Origin of the sequence: Paramagnetospirillum magneticum AMB-1 (genome assembly GCF_000009985.1) — a bacterium.
GTDB lineage: Bacteria > Pseudomonadota > Alphaproteobacteria > Rhodospirillales > Magnetospirillaceae > Phaeospirillum > Phaeospirillum magneticum.
Genome location: NC_007626.1, coordinates 1 through 15,063 on the forward strand (window position 1 = coordinate 1; position 15,063 = coordinate 15,063).

16 protein-coding genes and 1 tRNA gene are annotated in these 15,063 nt (G+C 66.8%); 15 read left to right on the forward strand and 2 right to left on the reverse strand.

All coding sequences use genetic code 11. The features are described 5' to 3' along the window. The first annotated feature begins 10 nt into the window (after window positions 1-10). The 7 genes from mnmE (at window position 11) to AMB_RS00035 (ending at window position 6,610) form a co-directional block, all read left to right on the forward strand. Window positions 11-1,336 carry a tRNA uridine-5-carboxymethylaminomethyl(34) synthesis GTPase MnmE gene (gene mnmE / locus AMB_RS00005; RefSeq protein WP_043742958.1) on the forward strand — a complete coding sequence of 442 codons (1,326 nt, stop codon included), beginning with the start codon at window positions 11-13 and terminating at the stop codon, window positions 1,334-1,336. Window positions 1,337-1,351: 15 nt separating this feature from the next. Beyond that, window positions 1,352-3,265 carry a tRNA uridine-5-carboxymethylaminomethyl(34) synthesis enzyme MnmG gene (gene mnmG / locus AMB_RS00010; protein ID WP_011382451.1) on the forward strand — a complete coding sequence of 638 codons (1,914 nt, stop codon included), beginning with the start codon at window positions 1,352-1,354 and terminating at the stop codon, window positions 3,263-3,265. Window positions 3,266-3,304: 39 nt separating this feature from the next. Next, window positions 3,305-3,937: a 16S rRNA (guanine(527)-N(7))-methyltransferase RsmG gene (gene rsmG, locus AMB_RS00015; protein ID WP_050750587.1), complete on the forward strand. Its 633-nt coding sequence runs from the start codon at window positions 3,305-3,307 to the stop codon at window positions 3,935-3,937. Then, on the forward strand, window positions 3,918-4,715 hold the full coding sequence (locus tag AMB_RS00020; protein WP_011382453.1) for a ParA family protein: 798 nt from the start codon (window positions 3,918-3,920) through the stop codon (window positions 4,713-4,715). The genes rsmG and AMB_RS00020 overlap by 20 nt, the downstream gene beginning before the upstream one ends. A gap of 2 nt (window positions 4,716-4,717) precedes the next feature. Beyond that, a complete protein-coding gene (locus tag AMB_RS00025; RefSeq protein ID WP_043742966.1) occupies window positions 4,718-5,662 on the forward strand; it encodes a ParB/RepB/Spo0J family partition protein in 945 nt (314 codons plus the stop codon). A gap of 99 nt (window positions 5,663-5,761) precedes the next feature. Then, window positions 5,762-6,118, forward strand: coding sequence for a hypothetical protein (locus AMB_RS00030; RefSeq protein ID WP_043742969.1), 357 nt, complete (start codon window positions 5,762-5,764; stop codon window positions 6,116-6,118). Then, window positions 6,119-6,610, forward strand: a complete 492-nt coding sequence (locus AMB_RS00035) for a YchJ family protein (RefSeq protein WP_011382455.1) — start codon at window positions 6,119-6,121, stop codon at window positions 6,608-6,610. Between the two features lie 190 nt (window positions 6,611-6,800). Here AMB_RS00035 and AMB_RS00040 read toward each other — a convergent pair. Beyond that, window positions 6,801-6,875, reverse strand: a tRNA-Gly gene (locus AMB_RS00040). A 189-nt stretch (window positions 6,876-7,064) separates the two neighbouring features. On the opposite strand from AMB_RS00040, the gene trxA reads away from it, so the two are divergent. The 5 genes from trxA to ybaK are packed head-to-tail and all read left to right on the forward strand — an operon-like array spanning window position 7,065 to window position 9,806. Next, complete coding sequence (trxA, locus tag AMB_RS00045) at window positions 7,065-7,997, forward strand: thioredoxin (protein ID WP_011382456.1); 933 nt, start codon at window positions 7,065-7,067, stop codon at window positions 7,995-7,997. 8 nt (window positions 7,998-8,005) lie between these two features. Then, window positions 8,006-8,665: an LON peptidase substrate-binding domain-containing protein gene (locus tag AMB_RS00050; RefSeq protein WP_011382457.1), complete on the forward strand. Its 660-nt coding sequence runs from the start codon at window positions 8,006-8,008 to the stop codon at window positions 8,663-8,665. An 11-nt stretch (window positions 8,666-8,676) separates the two neighbouring features. Further along, window positions 8,677-8,874 carry a Trm112 family protein gene (locus tag AMB_RS00055; protein WP_011382458.1) on the forward strand — a complete coding sequence of 66 codons (198 nt, stop codon included), beginning with the start codon at window positions 8,677-8,679 and terminating at the stop codon, window positions 8,872-8,874. Next, a complete protein-coding gene (locus tag AMB_RS00060) occupies window positions 8,871-9,326 on the forward strand; it encodes a gamma-butyrobetaine hydroxylase-like domain-containing protein (protein WP_043742974.1) in 456 nt (151 codons plus the stop codon). Before AMB_RS00055 ends, AMB_RS00060 begins: the two co-directional genes overlap by 4 nt. A 6-nt stretch (window positions 9,327-9,332) precedes the next feature. Continuing rightward, window positions 9,333-9,806: a Cys-tRNA(Pro) deacylase gene (gene ybaK / locus AMB_RS00065; protein ID WP_011382460.1), complete on the forward strand. Its 474-nt coding sequence runs from the start codon at window positions 9,333-9,335 to the stop codon at window positions 9,804-9,806. Window positions 9,807-9,899: 93 nt separating this feature from the next. Here the strand turns inward: ybaK and AMB_RS00070 are convergent, their stop codons facing one another. Beyond that, window positions 9,900-11,123 carry a UbiH/UbiF/VisC/COQ6 family ubiquinone biosynthesis hydroxylase gene (locus tag AMB_RS00070; protein WP_011382461.1) on the reverse strand — a complete coding sequence of 408 codons (1,224 nt, stop codon included), beginning with the start codon at window positions 11,121-11,123 and terminating at the stop codon, window positions 9,900-9,902. A gap of 353 nt (window positions 11,124-11,476) precedes the next feature. Here AMB_RS00070 and AMB_RS00075 point away from each other — a divergent pair, with 353 nt between their 5' ends. From AMB_RS00075 to AMB_RS00085, 3 genes are all read left to right on the forward strand, one after another. Beyond that, window positions 11,477-11,815, forward strand: coding sequence for a P-II family nitrogen regulator (locus AMB_RS00075; RefSeq protein ID WP_008621271.1), 339 nt, complete (start codon window positions 11,477-11,479; stop codon window positions 11,813-11,815). Window positions 11,816-12,201: 386 nt separating this feature from the next. Beyond that, complete coding sequence (locus AMB_RS00080) at window positions 12,202-13,551, forward strand: ammonium transporter (protein ID WP_011382462.1); 1,350 nt, start codon at window positions 12,202-12,204, stop codon at window positions 13,549-13,551. 312 nt (window positions 13,552-13,863) lie between these two features. Beyond that, window positions 13,864-15,063 (forward strand): aminotransferase class I/II-fold pyridoxal phosphate-dependent enzyme, encoded by a 1,200-nt coding sequence (locus AMB_RS00085; protein ID WP_043742980.1) that lies wholly within the window; start codon window positions 13,864-13,866, stop codon window positions 15,061-15,063.

Here is a 15,063-nt window from a genome sequence, read left to right on the forward strand (position 1 = left end):
TCTTCCTCCCATGTCCGAGACCATCTATGCCCTTGCCAGTGCCGCCGGAAGGGCCGGAATCGCCGTCTGGCGGCTGTCGGGCGAGGGCAGTGGGACAGCGCTGTCCGCCCTGACCGGCAAGCCCCTGCCCGAGCCGCGCCGGGCCCGGCGGGTCCGTTTGCGCGACGGGGCGGGGGAGGTGCTGGACGACGGGCTGGTCCTGTGGTTCCCCGCACCCCATTCCTTTACCGGCGAGGATGTGGCCGAACTGCACCTGCATGGAGGACGGGCGGTCGCCGCCGCCCTGACGGCGAGGCTGGGCGAGCTGGGCCTGCGTCCGGCCGAGCCGGGCGAATTCTCGCGCCGCGCCTTCCTCAACGGCAAGCTGGACCTGACCCGTGCCGAGGCCATCGCCGATCTGGTGGATGCCGAGACCGCGGCCCAGCGGCGCCAGGCGCTGCGGCAACTGGACGGCGGTCTGGCCGGGCTGGTGGAAGGCTGGCGCTCGGCCCTGGTCCGTGCCATGGCCCATCTGGAAGCGGTGATCGACTTCGCCGACGAGGACATTCCCGACACCCTGCTGGAGCAGTCGGTGGGGGAGGTGCGGTCTCTGCGCCGTGAGATGGAGGTCCACCTGGACGAGCGGCGCAACGGCGAACGCCTGCGCGACGGCATCCACATCACCATCCTGGGCGCGCCCAATGCCGGCAAGTCCAGTCTGCTCAACCGTCTGGCCGGGCGCGAGGCGGCCATCGTCTCGGCCCAGGCGGGAACCACGCGGGACGTGATCGAGGTGCATCTCGACCTCGGGGGCTGGCCGGTGATCGTCGCCGATACCGCCGGGCTCCGGGACTCGGCGTGCGAGATCGAGAGCGAGGGGGTACGCCGGGCCGCGGACCGCGCCGCCAAGGCCGATCTCAGGCTGTGTGTGTTCGACGGGACGCTCTATCCGAATCTGGACGCCGCCACGCTGGAAATGATAGACGACGCCACTCTGGTGGTGCTCAACAAGCGCGACCTGATGACCGGGGAGACTCCGGCCAGCATCAACGGCCGCCCGGTCCTGACCCTGTCGGCCAAGGCGGGCGAGGGGGTCGACGATCTGGTCGCCGAACTGGCCAGGGTGGTGGAAAGCCGCTTCGCCATGGGGTCGGCGCCGGTCCTCACCCGGGAACGTCACCGGGTGGCGGTGGCCGAGGCGGTGGCGGCGCTCAGCCGGTTCGACCCCGGTCTGGGGATCGAGATGGCGGCCGAGGACCTGCGTCTCGCCGCCCGCTCCCTGGGGCGGATCACCGGGCGGGTGGATGTGGAGGAGATTTTGGACGTCATCTTCCACGAGTTCTGTATCGGCAAGTGAGCCCGGCGCCGGCGCTTGAGGCTAACTAAATATGGTGTGTTTCACGTGAAACAAACAAGCTCTTGCGATGTGGTGGTGATCGGGGCGGGACATGCCGGGTGCGAGGCCGCCGCCGCCGCCGCCCGATTCGGTGCCCGCACGGTGCTGCTCACCCAGCGCCTGGAAACCATCGGTGAGATGTCGTGCAATCCGGCCATCGGCGGGCTGGCCAAGGGTCAGCTGGTGCGCGAGATCGACGCCATGGATGGGCTGATGGGCCGGGTCATCGACCGGGCCGGCATTCAGTTCCGCATCCTCAACCGCAGCAAGGGAGCGGCGGTGCAGGGACCCCGTGCCCAGGCCGACCGCAAGCTTTATCGTCTGGCCATGCGGGCCGCGCTGGACGAGACGGAAAACCTCTCCTTGCTGGAAGGTTCGGCCGAGGATCTGGTGATCACGGACGGGCGGGTTGCCGGGGTGGTGTTGGCCGACGGTTCGACCATCGCCTGCGGGGCGGTGGTCATCACCACCGGCACCTTCCTGCGCGGCTTGATCCATCTGGGGGAGAAGACCTGGCCGGCGGGACGGGTGGGCGACGCGCCGTCCCTGGGGCTGTCCCTGGCGCTGGAGCGGGCGGGGCTTCCCCTGGGCCGTCTCAAGACCGGCACCCCGGCCCGGCTCGATGGCCGCACCATCCATTGGGACTCCCTGGACCGCCAGGAGGGCGACGATCCGCCGGTGCCGTTCTCCTACCTGACGGAGCGGATCACCACGCCGCAGGTGGCCTGCGGCATCACCGCCACCACGCCCGAGACCCACGCCATCATCCGTGCCAACCTGGAACGGGCCCCCATGTATTCGGGCCAGATCCAGAGCACCGGCCCGCGCTATTGCCCCAGCATCGAGGACAAGGTGGTGCGCTTTGCCGACCGCGAGCGGCACCAGATCTTCCTGGAGCCCGAGGGGCTGGACGACCACACCGTCTATCCCAACGGCATCTCCACCTCGCTGCCCGAGGACGTGCAGCTGGCCATGATCGCCACCATCCCCGGCCTGGAGCAGTGTCGGGTGATCCGTCCCGGCTATGCCATCGAATATGATTTCGTCGATCCCCGGGCGCTGCACCGCTCGCTGGAGACGAAGGGAGTGGGTGGTCTGTTCCTGGCGGGGCAGATCAATGGCACCACCGGTTATGAGGAGGCGGCGGGCCAGGGCCTGATGGCCGGGCTCAACGCGGCGCGGCGCTGTGCCGGCTCGGCACCGCTGGTGCTGGACCGCGCCGACGCCTATCTGGGCGTGATGATCGACGATCTGGTCAGCCTGGGAACCTCCGAGCCCTATCGCATGTTCACCTCGCGGGCCGAGTACCGGCTGCTGTTGCGGGCCGACAATGCCGACAGCCGCCTGACCCCCAAGGGACGGGAGGCGGGTTGCGTCGACTCGGAGCGCTGGGCCGCCTTCATGGTCAAGGCCGCGGGGCTGGAGCGGGGCAGGGCGCTGCTGCAATCCCTGAAGGGCTCGCCCGACTGGCTCCGCCGCCAGGGGCTGGAGATCAACCGTGACGGCGTGGTGCGGTCGGCCTGGGACCTGCTGGCCTATCCCGAGCTTGGGCTTCAGGCCCTGGCGGCGGTGTGGCCCGAGCTGGACAGCCTATCCGGGGCGGTGGCCGAGCAGCTGGAGATCGAAGGCCGCTATGCCGGTTATCTCGACCGTCAGGAAGCCGATATCCGCGCCTATCGTCGGGAGGAGGGGTTGGCCCTGTCGGCCGATCTGGATTACGACGCCATCGGGTCGCTGTCCAACGAGGTGCGGCAGAAGCTCAAGGCGGCACGGCCCGAGACCCTGGCGGCGGCGGCGCGCATCCCCGGGGTGACCCCGGCGGCGGTGACGGCGCTGCTGGGGCACGTCAAGAAGATGGTGCTGGACTGGGCCGAGGGGCCGGTGCCGTGACCACCTATATTTTGTGTTTCACGTGAAACACACTACAGCATGGGGAATCGGATTGTGGGTCCGGAAGAGCTGCTAACCAAATCTGGTGTTTCACGTGAAACACTCGAGCGCCTGCGCCTGTATGCCGATCTCCTGGTCAAATGGCAGGCCCGCATCAATCTGGTGGGCCCGGACACCGTGCCGGACTTATGGTCGCGGCACATGCTGGATTCCGTCCAGCTGTTCCCGTTGATCAAGGTGGGGGCCCGGCGGCTGGTGGATCTGGGCAGCGGCGCCGGCTTTCCCGGTCTGGTGCTGGCGGTAATGGGGGCGCCCGATGTCCATCTGGTGGAAAGCGATTCCCGCAAATGCGCCTTTCTGCGCGAGGTGGCCCGGGTCACCGAAACCCCGGTGACCGTGATCAACAAGCGCATCGAGCAGGTGGCGCCCCTGGGGGCCGATGTGGTGACGGCCCGCGCCCTGGCGCCGCTCGACCGTCTGCTCGGCTGGGCCTTTCCCCATCTGGCCGAAGGGGGCGAATGTCTGTTCCTGAAGGGTAGGGGGGCGGAAGACGAATTGACCGCAAGTGCGAAAGAATGGAATATCACGGCGAGCCGGGTGCCTTCGCTCACCGATCCCGGCGGTCTTGTCCTTCATCTGCGTGAGGTATCCCGTGGCCGAGCCCAGCCGTAGCAGCGCCCGAGTCATTGCCGTCGCCAACCAGAAGGGCGGGGTGGGCAAGACCACCACCGCCATCAATCTGGCGACCGCCATGGCGGCGACCAAGAAGACGGTGCTGATCATCGATCTCGACCCCCAGGGCAATGCCAGCACCGGGCTGGGCATCGACCGGTCGGCGCGTGACGTCAATTCCTATCATGTGCTGATCGGCGAGGCGGCCCTGGCCGACGCGGTGCTGACCACCTCCATTCCCGGCCTGTCCCTGGTGCCGTCGGGCGTCGACCTGTCGGGCGCCGAGATCGAGCTGGTGGAATTCGAACGCCGCGAGCATCGGCTGAAGGAATCCCTGGCCGGGTCGCTGGGCGCCTATGACTACGTGCTGATCGATTGCCCGCCGTCGCTGAACCTGCTGACCCTGAACGCCCTGGTGGCGGCCAATGCGGTGATGGTGCCGCTGCAATGCGAGTTCTTCGCCCTGGAAGGCGTCAGCCATCTGATCAAGACCATCGAGCGGGTGCGTCAGGCCTTCAATCCCCAGCTGGAATTGCAGGGCATCATTCTGACCATGTTCGACAAGCGCAACAACCTGTCCGATCAGGTGGCCGCCGATGTGCGCGACTATTTCGGCGACAAGGTCTACAAGACGGTGATTCCGCGCAATGTCCGGGTGTCCGAGGCTCCCAGCCATGGCAAGCCGGTGCTGCTCTACGATATGAAATGCACGGGGTCTGAGGCCTATATCAGTCTGGCCTCGGAAGTGTTGAAGCGCGAGCGGGAATTGAGGGCATAAAATTGGCTGAAGAAAAGAAGAAGGGTCTGGGGCGCGGCCTGTCCGCCTTGCTGGGCGATCACGCGGCCTCGGCCATCGCGGCGGTGACCAGCGCGGCGGCGGCGGGGCCGGAAGGTCAGGCGGCCATCAAGGGCCTGCGCACCATGCCGCTGGAACATCTCCAGCCGGGTAAGTTCCAGCCGCGCCGGACCTTCGACGAGGACCGTATCGCCGATCTGGTGGAATCGGTGCGGGAAAAGGGCATCCTGCAGCCGCTGCTGGTGCGCCCGCTGCCGGGCAATCCCGCGCGTTTCGAGATCATCGCCGGCGAGCGTCGCTGGCGGGCGGCCCAGGGCGCCAAGCTGCACGAGGTTCCGGTCATCGTCCGCGAGCTCTCGGACCGCGAGGCCCTGGAAGTGGCCCTGGTCGAGAACCTGCAGCGCCAGGATCTGTCGCCCCTGGAAGAGGCCGACGGCTATCGCCGCCTGATGGACGAGTTCTCCCACACCCAGGAGGAACTGGCCAAGGCGGTGGGCAAGTCGCGCTCGCACGTGGCCAACATGATCCGCCTGCTGGCGCTGCCCGACCCGGTGAAGGGCATGCTGGAAAAGGGCGAACTGACGGCGGGGCACGCCCGCGCCCTGCTGACCGCGGCCGACCCGCTGCGGCTGGCCCGCGACGTGGTGTCGAGGGCGCTCAACGTGCGCCAGACGGAAAAGCTGGTCAACGACGAGGGCAAGGCCAAGCCCACCAGTGGCGGCCGTCCGGCCGGCGGCGGCAAGGACCCGGATATCGCGGCGCTGGAACGCGACCTGACCTCGCAACTGGGCTGCAGGGTGGGCATCCGCTCTCTGGGCAAGGGGGGCGAACTGACCATTTCCTACGGCTCGCTGGAGCAGCTGGACGATATCCTGGCGCGGCTGTCCCGTAATCCCGACCCGTCGGTGGAGGATCTGGACGCCGTCTGAGCCGGCCGAATCTCCCCTCTATGAAGGACCCCTCCGCCTTTGTACAATAACGGCGGGCGGCCGGAAGAAACCGTGCCCGGACCGGGGGAGAGAGCAAGGATGGCGAACACGGATGACAATGGATCGCTCGACGCGCTTCTGGCCAATCTGCCGGACAACGTGGTCGAGTCCTTCACCGCCGAACAGCGGGCGGCTCTGTGGAACGCCGCCAAGCCCATCAGCTGGCGCAAGCACCCCATCAATATCCGCATCACCTTTCCCTTCTTCGGCGGGCGCCATTTCGTGACCATCGTCGGCGGCTATGAGCGCCGCTCGCTGGACCGCATCAACCGCGACCGCCACATGCATCCGCTGCGAACCGCCGGCAACGTGCTGTTCATGCTGGGGGTGGGCGGCGCTTTCTACCTCGCCGCCGTCGTCGGCATCTTCACCTTTTCCAACCTGATCGAGTTCTGAATGACCACCTGTCCCTGCGGCTCCGGCCAGTCCTACGATTCCTGCTGCGAACCCTTCATCACGGGCAAGGCGCTGCCGCCGACCCCGGAAGCCCTGATGCGGTCGCGCTACAGCGCCTTCACCGTGGCGGCCATCGACTACCTGCACGACACCCTGGCTCCCGACGAGCGCGGCGATTTTCACCGCGACGAGACGGAGAAATGGGCCAAGTCGTCCCAATGGCTGGGCCTGACCATCCACGGCACCTCCGGCGGGGGAGAGGGGGAGGACGAAGGCACCGTCGACTTCACCGCCCGCTTCCGCATGGACAACAAGAACGAGGCTCACCGCGAGCTGTCGTCCTTTCGCCGCGAAGGGGGCCGCTGGTACTACGTCGCAGGCCGTATCGGCGGCGCGCCGGTGGAACAGCGCCGCGTGGCGGTCAAGGCGGGCCGCAACGATCCCTGCCCCTGCGGCTCGGGCAAGAAGTTCAAGAAGTGCTGCGGCGCCTGATTGCCGCTGCCACGGTGTACTGAGAGAGTGTCCCACCCCCGATATCCGCATCACGGATTTCGGGGGTAGTCGGGCGACCACTCGATATCGCCCGCCTGGGCCATTCCCTGCTTTTCGTCTTCCCGGAACGACGAAAGGCCGGGCTTGCGGCCCGGCCTGTCTCGTAACACTCTGATTTTACTGATCCGATTGGAGCGGGCGAAGGGATTCGAACCCTCGACCCCAACCTTGGCAAGGTTGTGCTCTACCCCTGAGCTACGCCCGCTCTGTTCGGCGTGTTCGCTGCCGTTTCCAGCGGCGAGGCCCGGATAATACGAAAAGATTTGGCCGACGCAAGCACTTTTTCGCATGATTCTTCACAAGGCTCGCCGGGGTGGGGTTTGGGCTTGCCAGCGCGGCGGCAACGGTCCATCTATTGCGGGTCTAAACCGCCACCAGACGGACGGAAACAGCCATGGACCTGATCTTCAATTCTGGAGCCCAAGGAGCTGCCGGAGCCGCCCAGAACGTTCCGGGCGACCTGATCAAGGACACCACCACCGCCACCTTCGTGGCCGACGTCATCGAGATGTCCCAGAAGGTGCCGGTGATCGTCGATTTCTGGGCCACCTGGTGCGGTCCCTGCAAGACCTTGGGGCCGGCCCTGGAAAAGGTGGTGCGCGAGGCCAGGGGCGCGGTGCGCATGGTCAAGGTGGACGTGGACAAGAACCAGGATTTGGCGGCGCAGCTGCGCATCCAGTCCGTTCCCACCGTCTACGCCTTCAAGGGCGGCCGCCCGGTGGACGCCTTCACCGGCGCCCAGCCGGAAAGCCAGTTGAAGGCCTTCGTCAAGAAGCTGATGTCCGGCTCCAATGCCGGGCCGACCATCGACGATTACATCGCCGAGGCCAAGCGGGTGCTGGAGGAAGGCGACCCCCAGACCGCCGCGACCATCTTCAATCAGATTTTGCAGGAAGCCCCCGACAACGCGTCGGCCATGGCCGGGCTGCTGCGCTGCCTGATCGCGGTGGGACAGACGGCGCAGGCGGAATCCATGCTGGGCCGTCTGGCGCCCGAGATCGCCCGTCACCCCGATATCACCGCCGTGGCCACCGCCCTGGAACTGGCGCGCCATGCCGGCGGCGTGGGCGAGGCCGCTGAGCTGCGCCGCCGTCTGGCGGCCGATCCCGATGACCATCAGGCCCGCTACGATCTGGCCCTGGCCTATTACGCCGCGGGCGAGGTGGAAACGGCGGTGGACGAGCTTCTGGACCTGTTCAAGCGCGACCGCGCCTGGAACGACGACGCGGCGCGTAAGCAGCTGGTCAAGATTTTCGAGGTGCTGGGCTTCTCCCATCCCCTGGCCAAGTCCGGCCGCGCCAGACTTTCCACCCTGCTGTTCTCGTAAGGCGGGCCATGCAATCCGACCGCAAGCTGCGACTGGATGATCTGCCCCGCGACCTGCCGGTCTTTGCGGTCTCGGGCGCCATTCTCCTGCCCAAGGGCAGCAGCCCCTTCATGGTGTTCGAGCCGCGCTACCTGGCCATGGTCGACGATTCCCTGGCCATGGGCCGTATGTTCGCCCTGGTCCAGCCGCGCGACGACAAGGACCGCAGCGGCACGGTCAAGGGGCTCTACGATACCGGCTGTCTGGCCCGCATCACCGCGTTCGGCGAGACCGGCGACGGCCGCTATCTGATCACCGCCGCCGGCATCTGCCGTTTCCGTCTCACGGGCGAGGTGGAGGGCCGCGCCGGCTATCGCCGGGTCAGGGCCGATTACACCCCCTTCGCCGCCGATCTGGACGGCAGCGATTGCGGCCCGGTAGACCGCCGCGGCTTGCTGTCCATCGTGCGGGCCTATCTGGGGGGGCTTGGCATGTCGGCCGACATTGCCCAATTGGAAAAGGCCGACGATGCCGATCTGACGGTGCGTCTGGCCATGGCCTGCCCCTTCGCCCCCGTGGAGAAGCAGGCCCTGCTCGAAGCCGCTAGCCACGCCGAGCGCTGCCGGCTGATGACCACGTTGATTCAACGGGAACTGCTGAACGAAACCGGCGGTTCCTCCATTCATTAGGAGCGGTTTCAATGCCCGAGCGTGTTTCGGCTTTCGATACCAAGCTGCTGGATATCCTGGTGGCGCCAGGCACCCATGCGCCGCTGCGCTATGACGCCGGCGCCCAGGAGCTGATCGACGACAAGGCCTGCCTCGCCTATCCCATCCGCGACGGCATTCCGATCATGCTGGTGGACGAGGCCCGCTCCACCGAAGGAGACGGCCAATGAACATGCAAGCCGAACGCCCCTGGCCCGAGGAGATCAAGGTCGACAAGGTTGCCCGCACGCTGCGCGTTGCCTTTTCCGACGGCAAGACCTTCGTGCTGCCCGCCGAGCTGCTGCGGGTGGAAAGCCCCTCGGCCGAGGTCCAGGGGCACTCCCCCGACCAGCGTCAGGTGGTCTCGGGCCGCATGCATGTGGGCATCATCGGCGTCGAGCCGGTGGGCAATTATGCCGTCAAGCTGGTGTTCGACGATCTGCACGACAGCGGCATCTACTCCTGGGACTATCTCTATGGCCTGGGGGCCAACCAGGACGCCATCTGGGCCGATTACCTGGCCGAGATCGAGGCCCTGGGCCTGTCGCGCGATCCGGCCCTGACCAAGGCACCGGCGCCCAAGGCCCATGGCTGCGGCGGTGGTGGCGGGGCCAAGTCGGGCGGTGGCTGCGGCTGCAGTTGAGGGCCCATGTCCAAGACCACCCGCGCCACCCAAGCCCTGGATAAGGCAGGCATTGCCTACGAAGTGTGCAGTTATGCCTATGACCCGGATGCCGACAAAGTAGGCATGCAGGCGGCCGAGGCCTTGGGCGTCGCCCCCGGCATGGTGCTGAAGACCCTGATGGTGCTGGCCGACGGCAAGCCCGCCTGCGTGGTGGTGCCGTCGGACCGCGAGGTCTCCATGAAGAAGCTGGCCGCCGCCCTGGCGGCCAAATCGGCCCAGATGATGAAACCCGCCGATGCCGAGCGTCTGACCGGCTTTGTGGTGGGCGGCATTTCTCCCTTCGGCCAGAAGCGCGCCGTCCCCACTTTGATGGAGGAGGGCGCCCTGGGTCAGCCCCAGGTGTTCTTGAACGGCGGCCAGCGGGGATTGCAGGTCAAGCTTTCCCCGGCTGATGCGCTCAAGGCCCTGGGGGCCAAGGCGGCCGCCGTGGTGGCGTAGGGCTACGCCCCTTTGGGGCTTTCGCCCCAAACCCCAATCGGGAGGATTCGCCCGAACCCTCTTTTGCTTTGAAAATCTGGGGGGCGACCCGATCTACAGCGTCTTGCCCTGCATCAGGCGGGGCAGATCGCCCACCAGGCCCATGGCGTGGCGCATGAAGAAGCGCTTGGTGTGGCCCAACTGATGCACTCCGGCCAGTCCCAGGCGGCGGACGTGCTTCAGCAGCTCCACGTCATTGGAGAACAGCCGGTCCAGCCCGTCGGTCAGGCCCAGCATCAGCATGGTGTCGAAGCGGCGCCAGCGCTGATAGCGCTCGAGAACGTCCGGCCCGCCCGGATCGAGGCCGAGGCGCAGCGCGTCGGCGATCACCTCGGCCAGGGCGGCCACGTCGCGGATGCCCATGTTCATGCCCTGGCCGGCGATGGGATGCATGCCGTGGGCGGCGTCGCCGATCAGCGCCAGCCGGTGGTCGATCATGGCTTCAGCGAATTGCAGGGTGAGGGGGTGGTGGAAACGCGCGCCCTCTACCTGGATCTCGCCCAGGAACCCGCCGACCTTGGCGGCCAGCTCGGCGCGGAAGGCCTCATCATCCTGGGCGCAGATGGCGGCCGCCACCCCATTGGATTCGGTCCAGACGATGCCGCTGCGGTTGCCCGCCAGGGGCAGGATGGCGAAGGGCCCGGCCGGCAGGAAGCGCTCATGGGCGATGCCGTGATGGGGCTTCTCATGGGCCATGATGCAGACGATGCCGCTCTCATGGTAGTCGCGCCGTGTGACCTTGATGCCGGCCTGCTGCCGGAGAGCCGAGCCGCGCCCGTCGGCGGCCACCGCCAGGGCGGCGTGGATCACCCGCCCGTCCTCCAGCTCCGCCTCGACCCGGTGGGGGGTCCGTTCGAGCCGCCCCAGGCGGGCCGGGGCCAGCAGGCTGACATTGGGCGAGCGGGTCAGCGCCGCCAGCAATTCCCGGCGGATGGCCGGGTTGGGGACGATCCAGCCCAGGGGATCGTCGCCGATATCCTGGTGGTCGTAATGCAGGAACAGCGGCGAGCCGCCATCGGTGACGCGGATTTCCAGAATTTCCCCGGCCTCGTCCTTCATGCCCTCCCAAGCCCCGGAAGCGGCAATCACCTTGCGGGCGGTATAGGCGATGGCGATGGCCCGGGCGTCCGAGCCGGGACGGCCGAGAATTTCGGGGGGGGCGGCTTCGACCACCGCCACCCGAATGCCGGCCCGCCCCAGCACGGCGGCCAGCAGGGCGCCGACCGGTCCGCCGCCATTGATCAGGACATCGACGCGCAGGAGAGAAGACGTGCTCATGACTGCAGTTCTGCCATCCTCCGCCGGTGGGCGCAAGCGCTCGGCGTTTGAGGGCTTGCCATCAACATGCCCATAAGAATCGCCGAGGAAACAGGCAAAAGGGGTGAAAACGCGCTCAAGATTCGTGCGGAGCCTGGAAGGGGTGTGTTTTTAATGCCTTGGGAAAGCGCTGTTTTTCAGTATTTTCAGGGTGAGGGCAGATTTCGGCATGCCGCTTGAATAGGAAAGGGCAGCGGAACATTCGCAAGAAGGCTTGCGACCGATCAACCGTGATCCGTTCTCTCGGCCCGCCAGGTCATCGGCGGAGTCCGCACCGGGACGACGGATCCCTGGAATTGCATGGGGACCCCAAGATGAAGCTGATCATGGCCATCATCAAGCCCTTCAAGCTCGACGAGGTTCGCGAGGCCCTGACGCCGCTCGGCGTCCAAGGCCTGACCGTGAGCGAAGTCAAGGGCTTCGGCCGCCAGAAGGGACAAACCGAAATCTACCGCGGTGCCGAATACGTGGTGAACTTCCTGCCCAAGGTGAAGATCGAGGTCGCCGTCAACGACGATCTGGTCGACCGTGTGGTGGAGGCCATCCAGACCGCCGCCCGCACCGGCAAGATCGGTGACGGCAAGGTGTTCGTTACCGAGATCCAGCAGGCCTATCGCATCCGTACCGGCGAAAGCAACGCGGAAGCGCTCTGACGTTTTGCCTGTTGGGGGGAATCCGGCGGACGATCATCCGCCGGGGTCTCGCCACGAGCGGTGCAAGCCCTCAAGCCCGGAAGACTCAGGTCTTCCGGGCTTTTGTTTTGCCCGTTTCCACTGGGGCGCCGTCGTAATTGAAGCATTTGCCGCACAATATTGACCTAGCACAAAATTTGACCATGGCCCCATTTCCCTGCCCAAAACTTCATCATGGGAGAGACCGTCCCAGGGTCGCCGGCGACGGTCGCCGGACAAAATCCTGTAAATCCGCGGTTTTGCGGCAGTTGGCACGGTTCTTGTTAATGGAGGGACAGCCGATCGTGCCGAGGATCATCAACAGGCCGATCACAACGTTCATTCGCTGAGCCGCTTCGGGGGTAACCATGAACCATCGTTTGAAGTCCGTTCTGTTAGGCGTAGGCCCCGCGCTCGGCCTTACGCTCCTCGCCTCGATGGCGGGTGCCGAAGAGGCCGCCGCGCCGGCTGCTGCTGCCGCTCCGGTGGTGCTCGATACCGGGTCGACCGCCTGGATGCTCACCTCCACCGCCCTGGTGCTGATGATGACCATCCCCGGCCTGGCGCTGTTCTATGCCGGCATGGTTCGCAAGAAGAACCTGCTGGGCACCATGATGCAGAGCTTCGCCATCACCTGCGTCGTCACCCTGCTGTGGGTGATCATCGGCTACTCCCTCGCCTTCACCGGCGAGAGCCCCTTCATCGGCGGCATGGAGCGCTTCCTGCTGAACGGCCTGGAGAAGGCGTCCCTGGCTCTGCCGAACCCGGTTCCCGAATCGGTGTTCATGATGTTCCAGATGACCTTCGCCATCATCACCCCGGCCCTGATCACCGGCGCCTTCGCCGACCGCATGAAATTCTCCTCCATGCTGGTGTTTATGAGCCTGTGGCTGCTGGTCGTCTACGCGCCCATCTGCCACTGGGTGTGGATGATGGACGAGAAGGGCACCGCCACCGGTTTCCTGGGCAAGATGGGCGTTCTGGACTTCGCCGGCGGTACCGTCGTGCACATCAACGCTGGTGTCGCCGGTCTGGTCGCCTGCTTGATCCTGGGCCCGCGCAAGGGCTATGGCACCGACAACATGGCTCCCCATAACCTGTCGCTGTCCATCATCGGCGCCGCCCTGCTGTGGGTGGGCTGGTTCGGCTTCAACGCCGGTTCCGCCGTGGCCGCCGACGGCCGTGCGGGCATGGCCATGGCCGTGACCCAGGTGGGTGCCGCCGCCGCCGCCGTGTCCTGGATGTTCGCCGAGTGGCTGCTGCGCAAGAAGCCCTCCGCCCTGGGCATCATCTCGGGCGCCGTGGCCGGTCTGGTCGCCATCACCCCCGCGTCCGGCTTCGTGGACGTCAAGGGCGCCCTGGTCATCGGCCTGGTGGCCGGCGTGGTCTGCTACTGGGGCGCCACCGGCCTCAAGCATGCCCTGAAGTACGACGACTCGCTGGACGCCTTCGGCGTGCACGGCATCGGCGGCATCGTCGGCGCCATCCTGACCGGCGTGTTCGCGGTCGAGAAGATCGGCGGCACCGCCGGTCTGCTGGAAGGCAATGCCGGTCAGGTCATGACCCAGGTCTATGGCGTGCTGACCACTCTGGTCTACACCGCCGTGGTGTCGTTCATCCTGCTCAAGGCCATCGACATGGTCATGGGCCTGCGGGTTACCGCCGAGGAAGAGCGCGAGGGTCTCGACATCGCCCTGCACGGCGAGACCGTCCACTAAACGGAAAAAGCCTCGCCCCGTCGCCGCGGGAGAGAGGTGGAGGAGGGCGCCGGGGAAACCCGGCGCTCTTTTTCTTTATGTGTCCCTCATTCGCCGGGCAGGGTTCTGCGCCCTCCTTGGCTTTGTCCGCTCCGCGTTCCCTTCGGTCCGCCGCATCAGCGGCGCGGCCCCTTGGGCCTAGCCGGCCGATGGCCGGCGGTCGTGTGTGTCCCTCGGTCGCCGGGCGGGGTCAACTTCCCCCTGGGGCCGGAGCGGGGAATAGGGTAATACTCCAATGTTCCTCCAACGTTTGCCCCGGCCCGATCAAAAGACATGATCATCGCTCCTGCTCTCGACGCCCGCCTTGACGGTCTGCCCGACTATCCCTTCGCCCGTCTCGCCAAGCTGCTGGGGGCTCCGGCCCGGCCGGATTCCACCGTCATGTCCATCGGCGAGCCCCAGCACCGCCCGCCCGCCCTGGTGGCCGAGGTCCTGGCGGCCAACACCTCGTCCTGGGGCAAGTATCCGCCGGCCAACGGCCCGGCCGAACTGCGTCAGGCCGTGGCGGATTGGGCCGGGCGCCGCTATGACTTGCCCCAGGGGTTGATCGATCCGGAAAAGGCCATCCTGCCGGTGGCCGGCACCCGCGAGGCCTTGTATCTGATTGCCCAGACGGTGTGTGGCGACCGGGAGGGGCAGCGGCCCCTGGTGCTGATGCCCAACCCGTTCTATCAGGTCTATGCCGGCGCCGCCGTGATGGCCGGGGCCGAGCCGGTCTTCGTGCCGGGCGCCAACGGTCCGGCCAGCCAGCCAGATTTCTCCACCCTGCCCGCCGACCTGCTGGATCGCACTGCCCTGGCCTATGTGTGCAGTCCCGCCAATCCGCAAGGCTCGGTGGCCGACGCCGCCCTGCTGGAGCGGCAGGTTCGGACGGCGCGCGATCACGGGTTCGTCCTGGCGGTGGACGAGTGCTATTCCGAGATCTGGGACAAGGTGCCGCCGCCCGGCGTGCTGAAGACCTGCGCCGCTCTGGGCGAAGGGCTGGCCAACGTCCTGATGTTCAATTCGCTATCGAAACGGTCTAGCGTGCCGGGTCTGCGCTCCGGCGTGGTGGTGGGCGACGAGAGGGTGATTCACGCCTTTGCCCGGCTGCGCTCCTATGGCGGTGCCGCGACGCCGCTGCCCATCGCCGCCGCCGCCGCCGCCCTGTGGCGCGACGAGGCCCATGTGACCGAGAGCAACGACCTTTACCGCGCCAAGCTCGACGTCGCCGAGCGGGTTCTCGGCGGCCGGTTCGGTTTTTATCGCCCGCCCGGGGGCTTCTTTCTGTGGCTGGACGTCGGCGACGGCGAAGCCGCCGCCGTCAAGTTGTGGCAAGAAGGCAATATCCGGGTTCTGCCCGGCGCCTATCTCGCCGCCGAGGATTCCGAGGAAGGCAATCCCGGCAGCCGGTTCATCCGTGTCGCCCTGGTCCACGATCTGGCCGGGACCGAGGCGGCATTGACCCGTCTGGCCTCGATCCTGGGAGGATAG

Excerpts from the sequence above, each read along its gene's own strand:
- mnmE (WP_043742958.1), top strand. The coding sequence starts at position 11 with ATGTCCGAGACCATCTATGCCCTTGCCAGTGCCGCCGGAAGGGCCGGA.
- rsmG (WP_050750587.1), top strand. The coding sequence starts at position 3,305 with ATGGGGAATCGGATTGTGGGTCCGGAAGAGCTGCTAACCAAATCTGGT.
- AMB_RS00030 (WP_043742969.1), top strand. The coding sequence starts at position 5,762 with ATGGCGAACACGGATGACAATGGATCGCTCGACGCGCTTCTGGCCAAT.
- AMB_RS00035 (WP_011382455.1), top strand. The coding sequence starts at position 6,119 with ATGACCACCTGTCCCTGCGGCTCCGGCCAGTCCTACGATTCCTGCTGC.
- trxA (WP_011382456.1), top strand. The coding sequence starts at position 7,065 with ATGGACCTGATCTTCAATTCTGGAGCCCAAGGAGCTGCCGGAGCCGCC.
- AMB_RS00050 (WP_011382457.1), top strand. The coding sequence starts at position 8,006 with ATGCAATCCGACCGCAAGCTGCGACTGGATGATCTGCCCCGCGACCTG.
- AMB_RS00055 (WP_011382458.1), top strand. The coding sequence starts at position 8,677 with ATGCCCGAGCGTGTTTCGGCTTTCGATACCAAGCTGCTGGATATCCTG.
- AMB_RS00060 (WP_043742974.1), top strand. The coding sequence starts at position 8,871 with ATGAACATGCAAGCCGAACGCCCCTGGCCCGAGGAGATCAAGGTCGAC.
- ybaK (WP_011382460.1), top strand. The coding sequence starts at position 9,333 with ATGTCCAAGACCACCCGCGCCACCCAAGCCCTGGATAAGGCAGGCATT.
- AMB_RS00070 (WP_011382461.1), bottom strand. The coding sequence starts at position 11,123 with ATGAGCACGTCTTCTCTCCTGCGCGTCGATGTCCTGATCAATGGCGGC.
- AMB_RS00075 (WP_008621271.1), top strand. The coding sequence starts at position 11,477 with ATGAAGCTGATCATGGCCATCATCAAGCCCTTCAAGCTCGACGAGGTT.
- AMB_RS00080 (WP_011382462.1), top strand. The coding sequence starts at position 12,202 with ATGAACCATCGTTTGAAGTCCGTTCTGTTAGGCGTAGGCCCCGCGCTC.
- AMB_RS00085 (WP_043742980.1), top strand. The coding sequence starts at position 13,864 with ATGATCATCGCTCCTGCTCTCGACGCCCGCCTTGACGGTCTGCCCGAC.